The organism is Falsiroseomonas algicola (genome assembly GCF_011040385.1).
Taxonomy (GTDB): Bacteria; Pseudomonadota; Alphaproteobacteria; order Acetobacterales; family Acetobacteraceae; genus Falsiroseomonas; species Falsiroseomonas algicola.
In genome coordinates, this window is the sequence record NZ_JAAIKB010000025.1 from 17,604 (window position 1) to 32,410 (window position 14,807).

Genomic DNA, 14,807 nt, shown 5'->3' on the forward strand with positions numbered 1-14,807 from the left:
GCGCGCCCTCCCAAGGCTGCAACGGAATCGCTCCCGCATGTTCAATCTTCCCCGCCGCACGCTGCTGGGCGCCGCCCTCGCCATGCCGATGGTCGCGCGCGCGCAAGGCGCCTGGGCGCCGACGCGCCCCGTCCGCCTGGTGCTACCCTTCGCGCCGGGCGGGCTGACGGACATCCTGGCCCGCGCCGCGGCGGACCAGCTCTCCGCCCGCTGGGGCCAGCCCGTGGTGGTGGAGAACCGCGCCGGCGCCGGCGGCAATCTGGCGGCCGAGACGGTGGCCCGCGCCACCCCCGATGGCCACACGCTGCTGGTCGCGACCCAGGGCATCATCGCCATCAACAAGGTGCTGTTCGAGCGCCTGAGCTACGACCCGGACGCCGACTTCATCCCCCTCGCCATGCTGGCGCAGCAGCCGAATCTGCTCGTCGTCTCGCCCCGCGCGCTGCCGGACGTGACGGATGTGGCATCGCTGGTCGCGAAGCTGCGCGCCACGCCGGATGGGATGCCCTATGGATCGAACGGCGTCGGCAGCTTCACCCATCTCTCGATGGAATTGCTGCGCGCGACGCTGAACGTGCCGATGACCCATGTGCCCTATCGCGGCAGCGCGCCGCTGCTGACGGACATGGTGGCGGGCACCATTCCCGTGGCGCTGGACGGCCTCGCCACCTCCAAGCCGCAGGTCAGCGCGGGCGGCGCGCTGCGCGCCATCGGCGTCACCAGCGCGCGCCGCTTCCGCGCCATGCCGGATGTGCCCGCCATCGCGGAGACGGTGCCGGGCTTCGATGCCAGCCCCTGGTACGGCGTCTTCGGCCATGCCGGCACGCCGGAGCCGATCCAGGCCGGGCTGGAAGCCGCCTTCCGCGCCGTGCTCGAAAGCCCCGCCTGGGCCGCCGTGCTGGCGCAGCGGGAGGCCGACGCCATGCCCCAGGGCCGCGCCGGCCTCGCCACGCTGATGCAGCGCGAACGCCAGACCTGGCGGGAGGCCGTCCGCCGCTCCGGCGCCCGCGCCGAGTGATTTTTTCCCCCGTCATCAGCTGGGCGGCGGCCGGTCCGCCGCCCGGCAGTGCGGCCGCCGCCAAGGCCAGGCTGCTGCTGCTGGACAGCCTCGGCTGCGCCCTGGCAGGGCTGCGGCATCCCCGCGTGGCCGCCTACGCGACGGCCATCCAGCACGCCTTCCCCGGCGATGTCGCGCTGGCCGGCGCCCGCCTGGCGCCCGGCGCCGCCGCCGCCGTGCTGGCCGCCGCCACCTGCTGGGACGAGGCGAATGAGGGCCTGGCCAGCGCCCATGGCCGCCCGGCACTCCCGGTGGCGCCGCTCGCCCTGGTGGCGCGCGCCCGGGGCGGCGATCCCGGCCAGGCGCTCGCCGCCTTCGCGCTGGGCTATGAGGTCGCGGCGCGCGCCGGCCAGGCCTGGCGCATCAAACCGGGGATGCATGTGGACGGGTCCTGGCACAGCCTGGGTGCGGCCGCCTGCGCCGCCGCGCTGGCGGGGCTGGACCAGGCCGGCATCAGCCGCGCGGTGCGGCTGGCGTCGTGCCAGGTGCCCTTCTCCCTCTATGCGCCGATCGCGGCCGGGATGGATGGGCGCAACAGCTATGCCAGCCATGCCGCGCTGCTCGGCGTGATGGCCGCCGCCGGCGCCGCCGCCGGGATGGACGCGCCGGAGGGCGGCTTCGCCGAGGGCCGCCGCATCGCGCTGGGCCATGAGGCCGAGGCGCAGGTCACGCCGCCTGGCGAGTGGCTGCTGGAAGCCGCCTACCTGAAACCCTTCGCCGGCGTCCGCCACGCCCATTACGGCGCGGCGGCGGCGATCGAGTTGCGCGGGCGCGGCGTGGCCCCCGCCGGCCGCATCACCCTCTCCACCTATGCCGAGGCCCTGCGCTACGCCGGCAACCGCGCGCCCACCGCCGCCATCGCCGCACAGTTCAGCCTCACCTGGGCCGTCGCCGCCGCCCTGGTCCAGGGCGATCTCGGCCCCGCCGCCTATACGGACGAAGCCCTGGCCGATCCGGAACTCCGTGCCCTCGAAGCCGCCATCGAGTTGCGGGAGGACACGGCCCTGACGGAAGCGGGAAAACGCGGCGCCACCCTGACCATCGGCGACGCCTCCGCTACCATCACCGGCGTCACCGGCGACCCCGACCGCCCCATGTCCGAAGCCGAGGCGGTCGCGAAGTTCAGGCGCTTCGCCACCCCGACCCTCGGCGAGGCGGCCACCACCGCCGCCATCGCCGCCCTGCTCCATGACCAGCCGGCCAAGGACCTCTTCGGGTGACCGCCCACGATACCGACATCCTGATCGCCGGCGCCGGCCCGGTCGGCCTCACCCTGGCCCTCGCCCTGCACCAGCGCGGCATCGCCGTGCGGGTGCTGGAGAAGCGGGAGGGGCTCTCCACCGCCTCCCGCGCCTCCACCTTCCACCCGCCGACGCTGGATGCGCTGGACAGCCTGGGCGTGCTGAAGCCGCTGCTGCCGGGCGGCGTGCGGATCGACCGCATTCTCTGGCGGCGCGTCGATGACGGCAGCGCCGCCACGATCGACCTCGGCATCCTGGCCGCCGAGACCGGCTTCCCCCATCGCTGGCACCGGGAACAGCAGGACGTGACGCCGGCCCTGCTCGCCGCCCTGCCGGCGGGCACGGTGCGGTTCAATGCCGGCGCCGCGGCGCTGTCCCAGGATTCCCACAGTGTCACCGTCACCGCCGCGGATGGCACGCGGCATCGTGCCCGCTACGCCATCGGCTGCGACGGCGCCGGCGGCGCGATCCGGGCGCTGGCCGGGATCGAGGCCGAGACCAACGACTACGCCCATCGCGTGCTGCGCCTGCTGACGCCGCTGGACCTGCGCGACCACATCCCGGGCCTCGATGGCCTCGGCTACCTATACGATGCCACCGGCTCCTGCTCCCTGCTGCGGATGCCCAAGGTCTGGCGCCTGATCTTCCGCGTGGCGCCGGAGATGTCGGACGAGGCCGCGCTGGCGGAAGACCATGCCCGCGCCCGCATCGCCCGCTTCCTGCCCGCGCTGCGCGACCTGCCGATCGAGGGAAGGGACGTCTATGGCGTGAAGCGCGCCATGGCGCTGTCCTACCGCGCCGGCCGCGTGCTGCTCGCGGGCGATGCCGCCCACCTCACCAACACGCGCGGCGGCATGAACATGAATGCCGGCATCCATGATGCCATGACCCTGGCCGCGACGCTCGATGCCGTGCTGCGCGGCGCGCCCGAGGCCCTGCTGCAATCCTGGGCCGAGCCGCGACTGCGCACCGTCCGCGACGCGCTCCTGCCCCGCACCGATGCCCGCGTGGCCGCTTCCCCGGCCGATGAGGTTGCCCGCATGGCCGCGCTGACACCGGCCGAAACCCTGACCTGGGCGCGGGAGGCCAGCATGCTCGACATCGCCAAGGTAGGGGCGCCCGCATGACCCACCCGCCCCGCGCCTGGCACCCGACGCATCGGGTCGCCCTCGTCACCCCCTCCGCCAACCCCGCGGTGGAGCATGAGACGCGCCACCTGCTCGCCCCCCAGGCCGCGCTGCACGTCACCCGCATGCCCGTCATGCCGGGCACCACCCTCGAACAGCGCAACGCCGCCTATCTGGAGGCGCTGGACCGGTCGCTCGACGGCTTCGGCGCGCTGGCGATGGATGCCGCGATCTACGGGATCACCGGCCCCAGCTACGCCCTGCCCCCGGCCGAGGACGCCGCCATGCAGGACCGCGCCTCCGCCGCCCTCGGCCGCCCGATGGTGCTGGCCGCCCGCGGCCTGGCGGAGGCGCTGGCCGCGCTCGGCCGCCCCAGGCTCCTGCTCTTCTCCCCCTATCCCGGCTGGCTGACGGAACGGGCGGAGCGCTACTGGCGCGCCGCCGGGCTCGAGCTGGTGGAGAGCTTCAAGGTGAGCGAGAGCTTCCGCGCCTATGAGCTGACGCCGGAGGAGGTGGCCGACGGCCTGGCGAAACTCAGCCCGCCCGCCGATTGCGCCGTGCTGCTCTCCGGCACCGGGATGCCGACGCTGGATGCCATGGAATGGATGCGGGAGAGGCTGGGCGTGCCCCTCCTCTCCTCCAACCTGGCTTCCGCCTGGGCGGTCTCGAAGCGCCTCGGCCTGCCGCCGGGCCCGGCGCTCACGGCCTGCAACCCGGAGTTGGCGGCGATGCTCGGCGCCTGAACACACAAACGCCCGGCGGGCGCGGGGCCGGCCGGGCGTCTGTCCGCAGGACTTGCGGTTGCTACTTCGTGCGGGCCTTGCGGGCGGCGTAGCGGGCGTCGCGCTTCGCCTTCTGCTCGGCGGCCAGCGCCAGGGCCCGGGCCTTCTTCTCGGCATCCAGGATGGCGGCGCGGTTGGCGGCGTCAATCTCGGCGGCGCGGGCGCGCATCGCCTCCTCGGCAGCGCGGCGCTCTTCCTCCCGCCTTGCGGCGGCGGCGGCGGCCTCGGCGGCGGCCTTCTCGGCGGCGATCCGGGCGGCCTCGGCGGCCTTGGCGGCGGCGCGCTCGGCCTGGCGCTGCGCGCGGGCCTCCGCGATCGCCTTCTGCTCCGCCATCTTCTGCTGGACGGCCGGATCGTCGAGGCGGCTCTTCAGCGCCTGGAACTTCTCGGCTGCCTTCTTACGGGCCTCTTCCGCCGCGTTGCGACGGTCATTGAAATCAAACAGCTTGCGTGCCTGCATACTGGCTATCTACTCCCGCCCCCGCGAATGGCCAAGGGGTAAGGCCAAGCGTGGGATGCAACCCTCGCCTGCTTTTGTGCAGGACATCCCAACGAAAGACGCCCCGCCCCCCAATGAAAAACGCCGGGGGCTGCCCCCCGGCGTTCCTCAGTCTCCGGCAAGGGCCGGCAGGTTACCCGATGCGCTCGCCATGCAGCGTCACGTCCAGGCCCTCGCGCTCCTCTTCCTCGGTCACCCGCAGGCCGACGATGGCGTCCACCACCTTCAGCAGGATGAAGGTCACCACCGCCGTGAAGACGAAGACCGCCGCCACCGCATAGACCTGGATCAGGAACTGGGACAGCGAGGCGCCGTAGCCCTCCGGCGTCGCCGCCGAGGCCGACAGCGGGCCATAGGCGAAGAGGCCCGTCAGCAGCGCGCCGGTGATGCCGCAGATGCCGTGCACGCCGAAGGCGTCCAGGCTGTCGTCATAGCCGCACCAGTGCTTGAGCGCCGTCGCACCCCAGAAGCCCGCCAGCCCGGCCACGATGCCGATCACCAGCGCGGAGCCCGGCAGCACGAAGCCCGCAGCCGGGGTGATGGCGACCAGCCCCGCCACCGCGCCGGAGATGGCGCCGAGGACGGAGGGCTTGCCCTTGGTGGCCCATTCCGCGACCAGCCAGGCCAGCACGGCGCCGGCGGCCGCGATCTGCGTCACCAGCATCGCCATGCCCGCGCGGGCGGAGGCACCCACCGCGGAACCCGCGTTGAAGCCGAACCAGCCCACCCACAGCAGGCCGGCGCCGATCACGGCGAAGGCCAGATTGTAGGGGGACATGTTGTCCGTCCCGTAGCCGACCCGCTTGCCCAGCACGATCGCCGCCACCAGGCCGGCCACGCCGGCATTGATGTGCACGACCGTGCCGCCCGCGAAGTCCAGCGCGCCGAGCGCGAAGATCCAGCCATTCGGATGCCAGACCCAGTGCGCGACCGGGGAATAGACCAGCAGGGTCCAGAGCGCCGTGAACAGCATCAGCGCGGAGAACTTCATGCGGTCCGCCACCGCGCCCGTGATCAGCGCCGCGGTGATGATCGCAAACGTCATCTGGAACATCGCGAAGACGCTCTCGGGGATCGTCGTCGCGACCGCGGCGTCGCCGCTGCCGAGCGTGAAGGGCTTGTCCCAGTTCTCGGCCATGCCGCCCATCAGCAGGCGGGAGACGTCGCCGATATAGGCATTGCCCTCGCCGAAGGCGAGGCTGTAGCCCACCACCATCCACAGCACGCCGACCAGCGCCGTGATGGCGAAGGTCTGCATCATGGTCGCCAGCACGTTCTTCTTGCGGACCATGCCCGCATAGAACAGCGCCAGGCCCGGCACCGACATCATCAGCACGATCGCGGAGCTGGTCAGCATCCACGCCGTGTCGCCGGTGTCGATCTTGGCCTCCGGCGCCGCGTCCTGCGCGAAGGCCGCGCCAGCCGCGAGCATCGCCGGCAGCGCCATCGCCGCGGCGCGCGCAAGCATCCTCATTCCCCCAATCCCCGTCATCGGTGTTGCATTCCGGCCCTGCATCGTCACAGCGCCTGGTCGTCGGTCTCGCCCGTGCGGATGCGGAGCGCCCGCTCCACATCCAGGACGAAGATCTTGCCGTCGCCGATCTTGCCGGTGCGCGCGGCACCCGCGATCGCCTCGACCACCGCATCCACCATCTCGGCGGGCACGGCCACTTCGATCTTGAGCTTCGGCAGGAAGCTCACATGGTACTCGGCACCGCGGTAGATCTCGGTCTGGCCCTTCTGCCGGCCGAACCCCTTCACCTCGGTCACCGTCAGCCCCTGCACGCCAAGCGGGGTGAGCGCATCGCGCACCTCGTCCAGCTTGAAGGGCTTGATGATCGCCATCACCAGCTTCATCGCGCCGTAGATCCCCTTCCCAAGGCCTATGCCGGAAGGGCCAATCCAAGGACCGTGCCACACGCGCGCAACACCGTTGCGCCGCGGACTCACTCACCCCGCGGTTGTCATGCTGCGCCGCGGCATCCAACGTCAGCACAATTTTTGTGCAGTTGCCTCTTTCGTGTCAGACCCTTGCCGAACCACGATTCCAGGCCGACTCTCCCAGCCATGAGCCAGCCCGCCAGCCTCTCCGTCACCGTCGCCATCGTCGGCGCCGGGCCCGTCGGCGCCACCCTCGCCGCCACTCTCGCCGCTGCCGGCATCCCCACCGCCGTGCTGGACCAGGCGCCGCTGCCGCCCATGGAACTGCCGGATTTCGATGGCCGCGCCTATGCCATCGCGCTGACCAGCCAGCGCCTGCTCGCCGCCGCCGGCATCTGGGACCGCCTGCCGGGCGAACCCCAGCCCATCCGCCACATCCGCGTCGCCGATGGCCGCCCCGGCCACCGCCCCTCCCCCCTCAAGCTCGACTTCAACGCCGCCGAGGTGACGGAGCCTGGCAGCGACACGCCCTTCGGCTGGATGGTGGAGGCACGGGCGCTGCGCGTTGCGCTCAACGCCCGCCTCCCCCACCTGCCCAACCTCCACGTCTTCACCCCCGCCGAGGCCGCGGTCACCCGCACGCCGGACGCCGCCACCCTCCGCCTCACCAAGGGCGAGCACGCCGGCACCACCATCACCGCCCGCCTGGTCGTGGCGGCGGAGGGCCGGAACTCCCCCCTCCGCCAGCAGGCCGGCATCACCGTCGCGACGCACGACTACGGCCAGACCGGCATGGTCGGCGCCTTCGCGCATGAGAAGCCGCACCACGGCACGGCGCTGGAGATGTTCCTGCCGAACGGCCCCTTCGCGCAGCTGCCCCTCGCCGGGCCGGGCAATTTCGGCACCGCCGACCATCCCCATGCCAGCGCCTTCGTCTGGGCGGACCGCCGCGACCTCTCCACCCGCTTCCTGGCCATGGACGATGCCGCCTTCGGCCGCGAACTCGCCCGCCGCCTCGGCGACCATCTCGGCCGCATCCGCCCGATCGGCCGCCGCTGGTCCTATCCGCTCACCGCGCTCTGGGCCTCCCGCCAGGTGGATACGCGCCTGGCGCTGGTCGGCGATGCCGCGCACGGCATCCACCCCGTCGCCGGCCAGGGCCTCAACCTCGGCTTCCGGGACGTCGCCGCCCTGGCCGAGGCGATCATCGAGGCCGTGGCCGCCAACGAGGACCCCGGCAGTGCCGCCGTGCTGTCCCGCTACGACCGCCGCGCCCGCCCCGATGCCGGCCTGATGCTGGCGGCCTGCCATGGGCTCGAGAAGCTCTTCGGCAACGACCTGCCGCCGGTGCGCCTGGCACGGCGCCTTGGCATCGCGCTGGTGGACCGCATGCCGCGCCTCAAGCGCGCCTTCGCGGAACGCGCCATGGGGATGGGACCCGGGACGACAGGGCTGCTGGGTGGGCAGGGGCTGCTGACGCCGCGGTAGCCAGCGCCGGGGGGCAACCCTGGCCCGTCGGGTTCGAGCACGCCCCGTCAAGACAATATTGTATACGTTTGATGGCAACCCCATGACACCCATCGCGTTGCGCAGCAGCGATGGGATGGGGGAACGAATCCGGGATGGAACCGAACGCGGGTGCCTCGCTCAACCCCATCGACGCCGCGGGCATGGCGCTGGTCCACGCCCTGTCCGGCCAGTCGCAGGTCTTCGACTGGGCGCTCCGCTTCCTGCTGACGGTCGATCTCGCCAAGCTCGGAATCCCCGTCCTCTGCGCTGTCTACGCCTGGCTTTCGACCCGGCAGGACGAGTCACCCACCGACCGCTCCCGCCGCGTCATCGGCAGCTTCGCCGGCGTGATCGTGACCATCGCCTTCGGCCGCTTCATCCAGGACGCCATGCCCCCCCGGGACCGGCCGCGCCTGACCCTGCCGGCCGAGTATTTCCCGCAATCGGCCGAACTGCCGACACTGGGAGAGTGGTCATCCCTTCCCTCGGACCATGCGGTGCTGGCGGCCGCGCTCGCCACCGCAGCCTGGGCCTTCGACCGGCGGCTCGGCCTGGTCGCCGCCCTCTGGGCCGCCCTCGTCGTCTGCTTCCCCCGCCTCTATTTCGGCTTCCACTACCTGACGGACCTGCTGGCCGGCGCCGCCCTCGGCATCGCGCTCACCCGCCTGGTCATGGCGCTGCCCTGGCCGCAGGCGCCGCTCCGCCTGCATGACCGCGTGCTGCGCCAGGCGCCGGCCGTCTTCTCCCTGCTCGTCTTCCTCGTGGCCTATGAGTTCATCACCCTCTTCGCCACCACGCGGCGCGTGCTGGGCGCGGTGAAGGATGTGATGCACGCGCTGGGGTGAGCGCGCCACACGCCCCGCCCCACCCTTGAAGCCGCCCGACCCTGCGGCCATCTCCCGCGCATCGATCCGGGCCCCTCTGGCGCGCCGATGTTCCGGAAGCGGGACAGGGCGCGCGATGTCGGATCACCACCTCGTGCCTCCGGCATCCGCCACGGCGGTCCGTCCGGGGCGCCACGACCTGGGGGCCTGCACCGTGACCGCCATCGCCCGACCTGCCGCCAACCCGCGCCTCGCCTGGGTTCTGCGCCCGACTGGCCTCCTGCTCCTCCTCATCGGCATCGCGGGCTACACCCTGCCGGCCGGCCCGGTGCATTGGACGGCGCTGATCCCCGCCATGCTGGGCGGCGTCGCCCTCGCCGCCTCCCGCCTCCGCCACCCCTATGCCGCCGCCGGCCTCGGCGCCCTGGTTTGCGTCATCGCCCTTATGGGCGGCGGCTCCGCCCTGCCGCAGCTGCCGGCGGTGCTGGCCGGGGAGGCCGGGCCCGCCACCGCGTCGCGCGCCGCCACCGCCCTGGTGGCCCTGCTCGCCCTGGCCGGCCTCGCCCACGCCCTGATCCGCGGCCGGAAAAGCGCCTGACATGATCGAAGCCCTCTTCGCCTGGTTCGTCGCCACCTTCCTCCTCGGCCCCCTCCAATCCGGCATGACGGCCGCGCTGGAAGCCGGGCGCGCCCCCGCCGCCGTGGTGGAACAGGTCACGCGCTGCGCGGCGGACGCCACGCCCGGCCTGGTGGACCGCGCGCTGGGCGACCCCTGGTGGGCGATCTCCACCGCCATCGGCGCCAGCATCGGCACGGTGGCGCCGGAATCCGTGCTGCGGGACGCGGCGCCGGGATGCGAGGCGGCGATCGCGGCGGCGCGGCCTTTCATGAATCGCGGGTGACGCCGTGGGGAAGGCGCTGCCTTCCCCACACCCCATCCGCCAGGGCCGTGACGGCCCTGGACCGTCTCGAATGGATGGACGCCCTGATGCCGCCGTCGCGCGCGCCCATGGCTGGTCATCGGACATCACGGAGGAAGACGCCCTCGCCCTCAGCCAAGCGCGCGCGCCCCGCTGATTCCCCTGGCCCCACCCCATTTGTTCGTATTATGTTCCGGAAACGCCCATCGGGGCGGCTCCTTGAACCCGTCCATCCGCCCCCTCCCCACGGCCCGCCCCCGGGCCGGGAATTTGTCCAAAAGCGGCCCGCGATTCGGTGCTAAAGATCCTAAATCGGCTAAATCCATCGTATTTCTCGCGGACTTCCCCACGTGGCGGCAGCCTCGTGACATGCGCGAAACCGCGCCGGCCTTGCCCGCGCGCGGTGCCTTGGCATCATGGCCTGCCAAGCTGGAGGATCCGCCCATGCGCCGAGCGCCCCTCATCGCCCTCATGCTGCTCGCCACCGCGCCGGCCGGCGCCGCTGGCCTCTCGGTCGGGCATGAATGGCTCAATGAAGGCGCGCCGCTGCAGGAATGCATGAACCGCGCGACCCGCGCCGTGCAGCAGGTCGGCCTGCAGCTCATGAACCCCACCAGCCGCGCCGTCTGGGCCGAGAACCGGGCCCAGGACCAGCTCTACGTCTTCTACTGCATCCCGGAACGCAACGTCGTCACCGTCACCGGCACCGCCGCGCGGTTCGAGGATGTGGACCCCGTCGTGACCCGCCTGCGGGAAGCCTTCCGCACCGCCCGCGCCCCGGCCGTGCCGAGCCCCCTCAGGAAGCAGTAGGCGCGATCCCCTGCCGGCCGGACCGCGCCGGCGGGTCGCGGGACAGCCCCTTGGCGGCCAGCGCCTGCTCATAGGCCGCCCACCGCGCCTCCCGCTCCTCCACCAGGGCGCGGAGGTAGTCCCAGCTGTAGATGCCGGTGTCGTGCAGGTCGTCGAACACGATCCGCACGCCGTAATGCCCGACGGGCTCCACCCGCATGATGCCGACATGCCGGCGCCCGGGCACCACCACCTTCTGCCCCGGCCCATGCCCCTGCACCTCGGCCGAGGGGCTCTCGACGCGAAGATACTCCGCCTCCAGCGCCGCCCGGGTCCCGTCCTCCCAGGCCAGCTCCAGCCGCTTCTCCGCCCGGTTCAGCCGGATTTCCGTCAGCTTCGCCATGGAGGGCGTGGCGTCAGCCGACCTTGCGCGCCTCGTCCGGCAGCATGATCGGGATGCCGTCGCGCACGGGATAGGCGAGGCCCGCCTTCTCGCTCACCAGCTCCCCCGCTTCCCGGTCATAGCGCAGCGGCCCCTTGGTGACCGGGCAGACCAGGATCTCCAGCAGCCGCGGGTCCACCGCGCCGGCGCTCGTCTCGCTCATCCTCAGGCTCCGTCGATGCTGCCGCGGTTTAGCTTGGCCGCCCCTCCGGCGCCATGCCGGTGGCGTGCATGTCCATCTGCATCAGCGCCACCAGCATGGTGGCGCGTTCCTCCGCCCCCGGCGCCTCCAGCAGCGCCTGCTTCTCCCGCGCATCGAAGGGGCAGACCATGCAGAGCGTGGTGACCAGCATGGCGTCGCTGGTGTTCTCCACCGCCTCCCAGTTCGCCTCGATCCCCCGCGCCTTGAAGTAGGGCCGCAGCGCGCCGACCAACGCCGCGCGGTCGATCTGCGGCTTCACGCCCACCGCCAGGTCCGGCGCGAAGTCGCCATATTCGACGCGCGCCCGCCGGTAGCCGCGGCGCATCGCCACCTCCTCCACCACGCGGTAGCGGATCACGCCCGTCAGCGTGATCAGGTAGCGCCCGTCATCCGTCTCCGCGAAGGAGGAGAGCCGGCCGAGGCACCCCACGCGGTAGATCTGGCTGCCGATCTCCGTCCGCGGCAGGCCGGGATCGGGCATCACCATGCCGAACATCCGCCCCGCCGCCAGGCTGTCCTCCACCATCGCGAGGTAGCGTGGTTCGAAGATGTTCAGCGGCAATCGCCCTTCCGGCAGCAGCAGCGCGCCGGAAAGCGGGAAGATCGGGATCTCCCCGGGCAACTCGTCGAAGGCGGGATGGAAGGGGGGCATCGGTTCCGTTTCCGCCGCCGGGCCTCAGTCGCCCGGCGGTCATTGTGGCGCCGCCTGTCACCCATGGCCCCCGGACTGGGGGCCGCGATGGTCAGCGGAACAGTAGGGTGGAGAGCTTCCGCCGTCCCGCAAGGGTCGCGGGGTCCGTGAAGCCCCAGGCCTCGAAGAACTTCAGCAGCTGCTTGCGCGCCGCCTCCTCGTTCCACGCCTTGTCGCGCTTGATCGCCTCGACCAGCGCGTCCACCGCCTCCGCCCGCTTGTCCATGGCGTTCAGCGCGACGGCCAGGTCGATCCGCGCCGCGTGGTCGTCCGGGTTGGCGGCCAGCCGCCGCTCGAACTCGCCGAGCTTCTCCCGCGCCAGCCGCCCTTCCGCCGCCAGCTGCAGGGCGGAGCGGATGGAGGCGATCTCCGCGTGGTCGCGGATCTTGGCCGGCGCCTGGTCGATCACCTCCTGCGCCTGCTCCTCCTCCCCCAGCGCCACCAGGCAGCGGGCCATGCCGGCCACTGCCTCGGCATTCTCGGGCTCCTGCTCGGCCAGAGCGGCGAAGAGCTCCACGGCCGCGGCGTGGTCGCCATTCTCGACCGCTGCCTTGGCCTCCGCCAGCAGATCGGCCGCCGGGCTCTGGCTGCCGCCCATCTTGAGGAGGTTGTCGATGAACTTCTTCACCTCCCCTTCCGGCAGCGCGCCCTGGAAGAGGTCCGCGATCTGGCCCTGCACGAAGCCGACGACGGTCGGCACCGACTGCAGCGGCAGGCCCATCTGCGCCAGCTGCTGGACCAGCTGCCGGTTCTTGTCGATGTCGATCTTGACCAGCTTGACCCGGCCCTGCGCGGCGCGGACCACCTTCTCCAGCGTCGGCGTCAGCGTCTTGCAGGGGCCGCACCAGGTCGCCCAGAAATCGACGAGGACCGGGGTCTCGCGGCTCGCCTCCACCACATCGGCCATGAAGGTCCGCTGGTCGCCATCCTTGATGACGTCGGAGGCCGCGGCAGCGCCTCCGGGTGCGGTCTGGCGGGTCGGGTCGAAGATCACGTCCATGGCAGGCTCTTCCTCGGTCCAGCCGCGCGCAGGGCGCGGCGCGGGGGTTCTTGGTGCATAGATGCGCCCCGCGAGGCGCGAAGCAAGCGGGGGGTGCCTGTCAGCCCGTCTCCGGCACCGCCAGCAGGCCCGGTTCATGGCCCAGCGAGCGCAGGAACCGCAGCATCTCCGCCGGCCGGATGGCGGTGGTCATGGTGTTGGTGAGCGGGTGGAAGTTCACCCATTCGAACCCCTCCATCAGCCCCTCGTCGAACACGACGCGCACCGCGCCGGGCCGCGCATTGACCAGGCCGAAGGGCGTGACGGAGCCCGGCTCCACGCCGAGCTGCGCCCGCAGGTGCTCCGCTTCCGCGAAGGCGCTGCGCGGAGCGCCGGCGGCGCGGACCAGGGCGTTGACCGAGGCGCGGCGCTCCTCCTCCAGCACCAGCAGCAGGAAGGGGCCCTCGCCCCGGGCGGGCTTCAGGAACAGGTTCTTGGAATGCCCGCCCGGCAGGTCGGGCCGCAGCGCCTGGCTTTCCGCCACCGTGAAGACCGGCGGATGGCGGACGGTCCGCGCCTCGATCCCCAGCGCCGCGAGGCGGGCGAGCAGGCCTTCGGGTGTTTCCATGGGTGGGCGACGACCTCCGGGTGATGCCATGCGCAGGGCGCATCCTCCCCCTGCGCGACTTCTTGTCCATGGTCGAGAGGGGGGTGTTGCAATCCGCCGCCGGCATGGTAATCACCCGCCCACGCCGAACGGAGCGCGGGCGTAGCTCAGGGGTAGAGCACAACCTTGCCAAGGTTGGGGTCGAGGGTTCGAATCCCTTCGCCCGCTCCAGTCGGACTTCCCACAAACCCTCCCCATCGCTGCGCAGACCGCGCCGAGGCGCCTGTCTGGCCGGGGTTCTGCGCGAGCGTTGATGGGTCGAGGCCGCAACGAACGGCCCGAACGGTTATCCGAACCCTGAGGGTAGCCCGATGTACCCCACACGCCTTACGACGTTGATCTGGCTTGGCTTTGCTCCGCCGACCCACGCCGGGAGTTTGCGGTTTCGACCGCTACCCGGTCGCGACACTGCACCTTCCAGCACGCCGGACGCCGGCGGCGCCGTCCCGAAAGGACACCAGCAGCATGGCCAAACTCCCTCCCCTCCCCGCCGCCGGTCGTGCTCCCCAGGGCGGCAACAACGCCACCGCCGGCAAGGCCAACCCGAAGGACGCCCGCGCCGGGTCGAAGAACAGCGGCGACCTCAAGCAGGGCGGCGTGAACAAGGCCATGCAGGCGAGCAGGAAGCACGGGGATCGCTGAGCCTGCCGCGGCGCTCCGGGACCGGAAGTCGGCCCCTCGCGCGAGACCGACGGCCGAGGGCGCCCGGAAATGCACCTCCAGAAGTCGGGGCGACGGCGCAGCATCTATCGGTTACGGCGGCCATCAGGTTGATGACCATCCGCATGCGCCGCCGAGGCGGCCAGAATCCGTATCTGCGTGTCGGAGCGCTTCATCGTCGGGATCCTCGTGCCGCATCCGACCATCCGGGTGCTACGAGACCGAGCCCCGCAGGCCTCGCCTGTCGGGGCGTGGCGGGATCAGTGCCGCGTCACGGCGTGTATCCGCCGCGCCGGAAATGCTGGTCAGCGATGTCCTTCAGCCTCGCGGTAGCGCCGGCGAGCCAGACCGCCTCGCCCCAGCACACCGCGACTGGTTCAGCGCCGAAGTGCTCGACGCTGGCTTGCCGCAGTTCGGCAAGCGGGGCGTCGCATTCGCGCTTCCCGTCATGAAGGCGTCCAGGCTGCGCTGCCGGTTGGCTTCCCGCTTCGTCATCGCCGTCTCCGTCCCGCTCTCTGCATGACGGACACGTCGCTC

The 14,807-nt window shown here is 72.1% G+C and carries 18 protein-coding genes and 1 tRNA gene; 11 read left to right on the forward strand and 8 right to left on the reverse strand.

What is annotated here, in order from left to right; translation table 11 throughout:
* Nucleotides 1-37: 37 nt before the first annotated feature.
* From G3576_RS29245 to G3576_RS29260, 4 genes are read left to right on the forward strand one after another with little or no spacing between them, the layout of a single operon-like run.
* Nucleotides 38-1,018 carry a Bug family tripartite tricarboxylate transporter substrate binding protein gene (locus G3576_RS29245; protein WP_164698036.1) on the forward strand — a complete coding sequence of 327 codons (981 nt, stop codon included), beginning with the start codon at nucleotides 38-40 and terminating at the stop codon, nucleotides 1,016-1,018.
* Nucleotides 1,015-2,277 (forward strand): MmgE/PrpD family protein, encoded by a 1,263-nt coding sequence (locus G3576_RS29250; RefSeq protein WP_164698037.1) that lies wholly within the window; start codon nucleotides 1,015-1,017, stop codon nucleotides 2,275-2,277. The genes G3576_RS29245 and G3576_RS29250 overlap by 4 nt, the downstream gene beginning before the upstream one ends.
* The gene (locus G3576_RS29255; RefSeq protein ID WP_164698038.1) at nucleotides 2,274-3,425 is read left to right on the forward strand and encodes an FAD-dependent oxidoreductase; all 1,152 of its coding nucleotides are present in this window, start codon (nucleotides 2,274-2,276) and stop codon (nucleotides 3,423-3,425) included. The genes G3576_RS29250 and G3576_RS29255 overlap by 4 nt, the downstream gene beginning before the upstream one ends.
* On the forward strand, nucleotides 3,422-4,168 hold the full coding sequence (locus G3576_RS29260; protein ID WP_164698039.1) for a maleate cis-trans isomerase family protein: 747 nt from the start codon (nucleotides 3,422-3,424) through the stop codon (nucleotides 4,166-4,168). The genes G3576_RS29255 and G3576_RS29260 overlap by 4 nt, the downstream gene beginning before the upstream one ends.
* Before the next feature lie 61 nt (nucleotides 4,169-4,229).
* On the opposite strand, the gene G3576_RS29265 is transcribed toward G3576_RS29260, so the two are convergent.
* From G3576_RS29265 to G3576_RS29275, 3 genes are all read right to left on the reverse strand, one after another.
* Entirely contained in the window at nucleotides 4,230-4,667 is a 438-nt protein-coding gene (locus tag G3576_RS29265) for a DUF6481 family protein (protein ID WP_164698040.1), read from the reverse strand.
* A 172-nt stretch (nucleotides 4,668-4,839) separates the two neighbouring features.
* Nucleotides 4,840-6,180, reverse strand: coding sequence for an ammonium transporter (locus G3576_RS29270; protein ID WP_164698041.1), 1,341 nt, complete (start codon nucleotides 6,178-6,180; stop codon nucleotides 4,840-4,842).
* 44 nt (nucleotides 6,181-6,224) lie between these two features.
* Nucleotides 6,225-6,563 carry a P-II family nitrogen regulator gene (locus G3576_RS29275; protein WP_092961646.1) on the reverse strand — a complete coding sequence of 113 codons (339 nt, stop codon included), beginning with the start codon at nucleotides 6,561-6,563 and terminating at the stop codon, nucleotides 6,225-6,227.
* A 210-nt stretch (nucleotides 6,564-6,773) separates the two neighbouring features.
* Here G3576_RS29275 and G3576_RS29280 point away from each other — a divergent pair, with 210 nt between their 5' ends.
* The 5 genes from G3576_RS29280 (at nucleotide 6,774) to G3576_RS29300 (ending at nucleotide 10,650) form a co-directional block, all read left to right on the forward strand.
* Nucleotides 6,774-8,075 carry an FAD-dependent monooxygenase gene (locus tag G3576_RS29280; protein WP_164698042.1) on the forward strand — a complete coding sequence of 434 codons (1,302 nt, stop codon included), beginning with the start codon at nucleotides 6,774-6,776 and terminating at the stop codon, nucleotides 8,073-8,075.
* Nucleotides 8,076-8,209: 134 nt separating this feature from the next.
* Nucleotides 8,210-8,941 (forward strand): phosphatase PAP2 family protein, encoded by a 732-nt coding sequence (locus G3576_RS29285; RefSeq protein ID WP_164698043.1) that lies wholly within the window; start codon nucleotides 8,210-8,212, stop codon nucleotides 8,939-8,941.
* 193 nt (nucleotides 8,942-9,134) lie between these two features.
* Nucleotides 9,135-9,518 (forward strand): hypothetical protein, encoded by a 384-nt coding sequence (locus G3576_RS29290; RefSeq protein ID WP_164698044.1) that lies wholly within the window; start codon nucleotides 9,135-9,137, stop codon nucleotides 9,516-9,518.
* Nucleotide 9,519: 1 nt separating this feature from the next.
* Nucleotides 9,520-9,822 (forward strand): hypothetical protein, encoded by a 303-nt coding sequence (locus G3576_RS29295; RefSeq protein ID WP_164698045.1) that lies wholly within the window; start codon nucleotides 9,520-9,522, stop codon nucleotides 9,820-9,822.
* 462 nt (nucleotides 9,823-10,284) lie between these two features.
* Complete coding sequence (locus G3576_RS29300) at nucleotides 10,285-10,650, forward strand: hypothetical protein (protein ID WP_164698046.1); 366 nt, start codon at nucleotides 10,285-10,287, stop codon at nucleotides 10,648-10,650.
* On the opposite strand, the gene G3576_RS29305 is transcribed toward G3576_RS29300, so the two are convergent.
* The 5 genes from G3576_RS29305 to G3576_RS29325 all read right to left on the reverse strand — a co-directional run bounded on the left by G3576_RS29305 (nucleotide 10,637) and on the right by G3576_RS29325 (nucleotide 13,571).
* Nucleotides 10,637-11,032 (reverse strand): gamma-butyrobetaine hydroxylase-like domain-containing protein, encoded by a 396-nt coding sequence (locus G3576_RS29305; RefSeq protein ID WP_164698047.1) that lies wholly within the window; start codon nucleotides 11,030-11,032, stop codon nucleotides 10,637-10,639. The two genes, G3576_RS29300 and G3576_RS29305, sit on opposite strands and share 14 nt — an antisense overlap.
* A gap of 13 nt (nucleotides 11,033-11,045) precedes the next feature.
* Nucleotides 11,046-11,234, reverse strand: coding sequence for a Trm112 family protein (locus G3576_RS29310; RefSeq protein ID WP_164698048.1), 189 nt, complete (start codon nucleotides 11,232-11,234; stop codon nucleotides 11,046-11,048).
* Between the two features lie 28 nt (nucleotides 11,235-11,262).
* The gene (locus tag G3576_RS29315; RefSeq protein ID WP_164698049.1) at nucleotides 11,263-11,925 is read right to left on the reverse strand and encodes an LON peptidase substrate-binding domain-containing protein; all 663 of its coding nucleotides are present in this window, start codon (nucleotides 11,923-11,925) and stop codon (nucleotides 11,263-11,265) included.
* Between the two features lie 91 nt (nucleotides 11,926-12,016).
* Nucleotides 12,017-12,964 carry a thioredoxin family protein gene (locus tag G3576_RS29320; protein ID WP_164698050.1) on the reverse strand — a complete coding sequence of 316 codons (948 nt, stop codon included), beginning with the start codon at nucleotides 12,962-12,964 and terminating at the stop codon, nucleotides 12,017-12,019.
* A 100-nt stretch (nucleotides 12,965-13,064) separates the two neighbouring features.
* Nucleotides 13,065-13,571, reverse strand: coding sequence for a prolyl-tRNA synthetase associated domain-containing protein (locus G3576_RS29325; protein ID WP_164698051.1), 507 nt, complete (start codon nucleotides 13,569-13,571; stop codon nucleotides 13,065-13,067).
* 135 nt (nucleotides 13,572-13,706) lie between these two features.
* Here G3576_RS29325 and G3576_RS29330 point away from each other — a divergent pair.
* Nucleotides 13,707-13,781, forward strand: a tRNA-Gly gene (locus tag G3576_RS29330).
* Between the two features lie 294 nt (nucleotides 13,782-14,075).
* Nucleotides 14,076-14,252, forward strand: a complete 177-nt coding sequence (locus tag G3576_RS29335) for a hypothetical protein (RefSeq protein WP_164698052.1) — start codon at nucleotides 14,076-14,078, stop codon at nucleotides 14,250-14,252.
* Nucleotides 14,253-14,807 lie beyond the last annotated feature (555 nt).

Excerpts from the sequence above, each read along its gene's own strand:
- G3576_RS29270 (WP_164698041.1), bottom strand. The coding sequence starts at position 6,180 with ATGAGGATGCTTGCGCGCGCCGCGGCGATGGCGCTGCCGGCGATGCTC.
- G3576_RS29335 (WP_164698052.1), top strand. The coding sequence starts at position 14,076 with ATGGCCAAACTCCCTCCCCTCCCCGCCGCCGGTCGTGCTCCCCAGGGC.
- G3576_RS29275 (WP_092961646.1), bottom strand. The coding sequence starts at position 6,563 with ATGAAGCTGGTGATGGCGATCATCAAGCCCTTCAAGCTGGACGAGGTG.
- G3576_RS29325 (WP_164698051.1), bottom strand. The coding sequence starts at position 13,571 with ATGGAAACACCCGAAGGCCTGCTCGCCCGCCTCGCGGCGCTGGGGATC.
- G3576_RS29320 (WP_164698050.1), bottom strand. The coding sequence starts at position 12,964 with ATGGACGTGATCTTCGACCCGACCCGCCAGACCGCACCCGGAGGCGCT.
- G3576_RS29280 (WP_164698042.1), top strand. The coding sequence starts at position 6,774 with ATGAGCCAGCCCGCCAGCCTCTCCGTCACCGTCGCCATCGTCGGCGCC.
- G3576_RS29300 (WP_164698046.1), top strand. The coding sequence starts at position 10,285 with ATGCGCCGAGCGCCCCTCATCGCCCTCATGCTGCTCGCCACCGCGCCG.
- G3576_RS29315 (WP_164698049.1), bottom strand. The coding sequence starts at position 11,925 with ATGCCCCCCTTCCATCCCGCCTTCGACGAGTTGCCCGGGGAGATCCCG.
- G3576_RS29310 (WP_164698048.1), bottom strand. The coding sequence starts at position 11,234 with ATGAGCGAGACGAGCGCCGGCGCGGTGGACCCGCGGCTGCTGGAGATC.
- G3576_RS29285 (WP_164698043.1), top strand. The coding sequence starts at position 8,210 with ATGGAACCGAACGCGGGTGCCTCGCTCAACCCCATCGACGCCGCGGGC.
- G3576_RS29305 (WP_164698047.1), bottom strand. The coding sequence starts at position 11,032 with ATGGCGAAGCTGACGGAAATCCGGCTGAACCGGGCGGAGAAGCGGCTG.
- G3576_RS29245 (WP_164698036.1), top strand. The coding sequence starts at position 38 with ATGTTCAATCTTCCCCGCCGCACGCTGCTGGGCGCCGCCCTCGCCATG.
- G3576_RS29295 (WP_164698045.1), top strand. The coding sequence starts at position 9,520 with ATGATCGAAGCCCTCTTCGCCTGGTTCGTCGCCACCTTCCTCCTCGGC.
- G3576_RS29260 (WP_164698039.1), top strand. The coding sequence starts at position 3,422 with ATGACCCACCCGCCCCGCGCCTGGCACCCGACGCATCGGGTCGCCCTC.
- G3576_RS29265 (WP_164698040.1), bottom strand. The coding sequence starts at position 4,667 with ATGCAGGCACGCAAGCTGTTTGATTTCAATGACCGTCGCAACGCGGCG.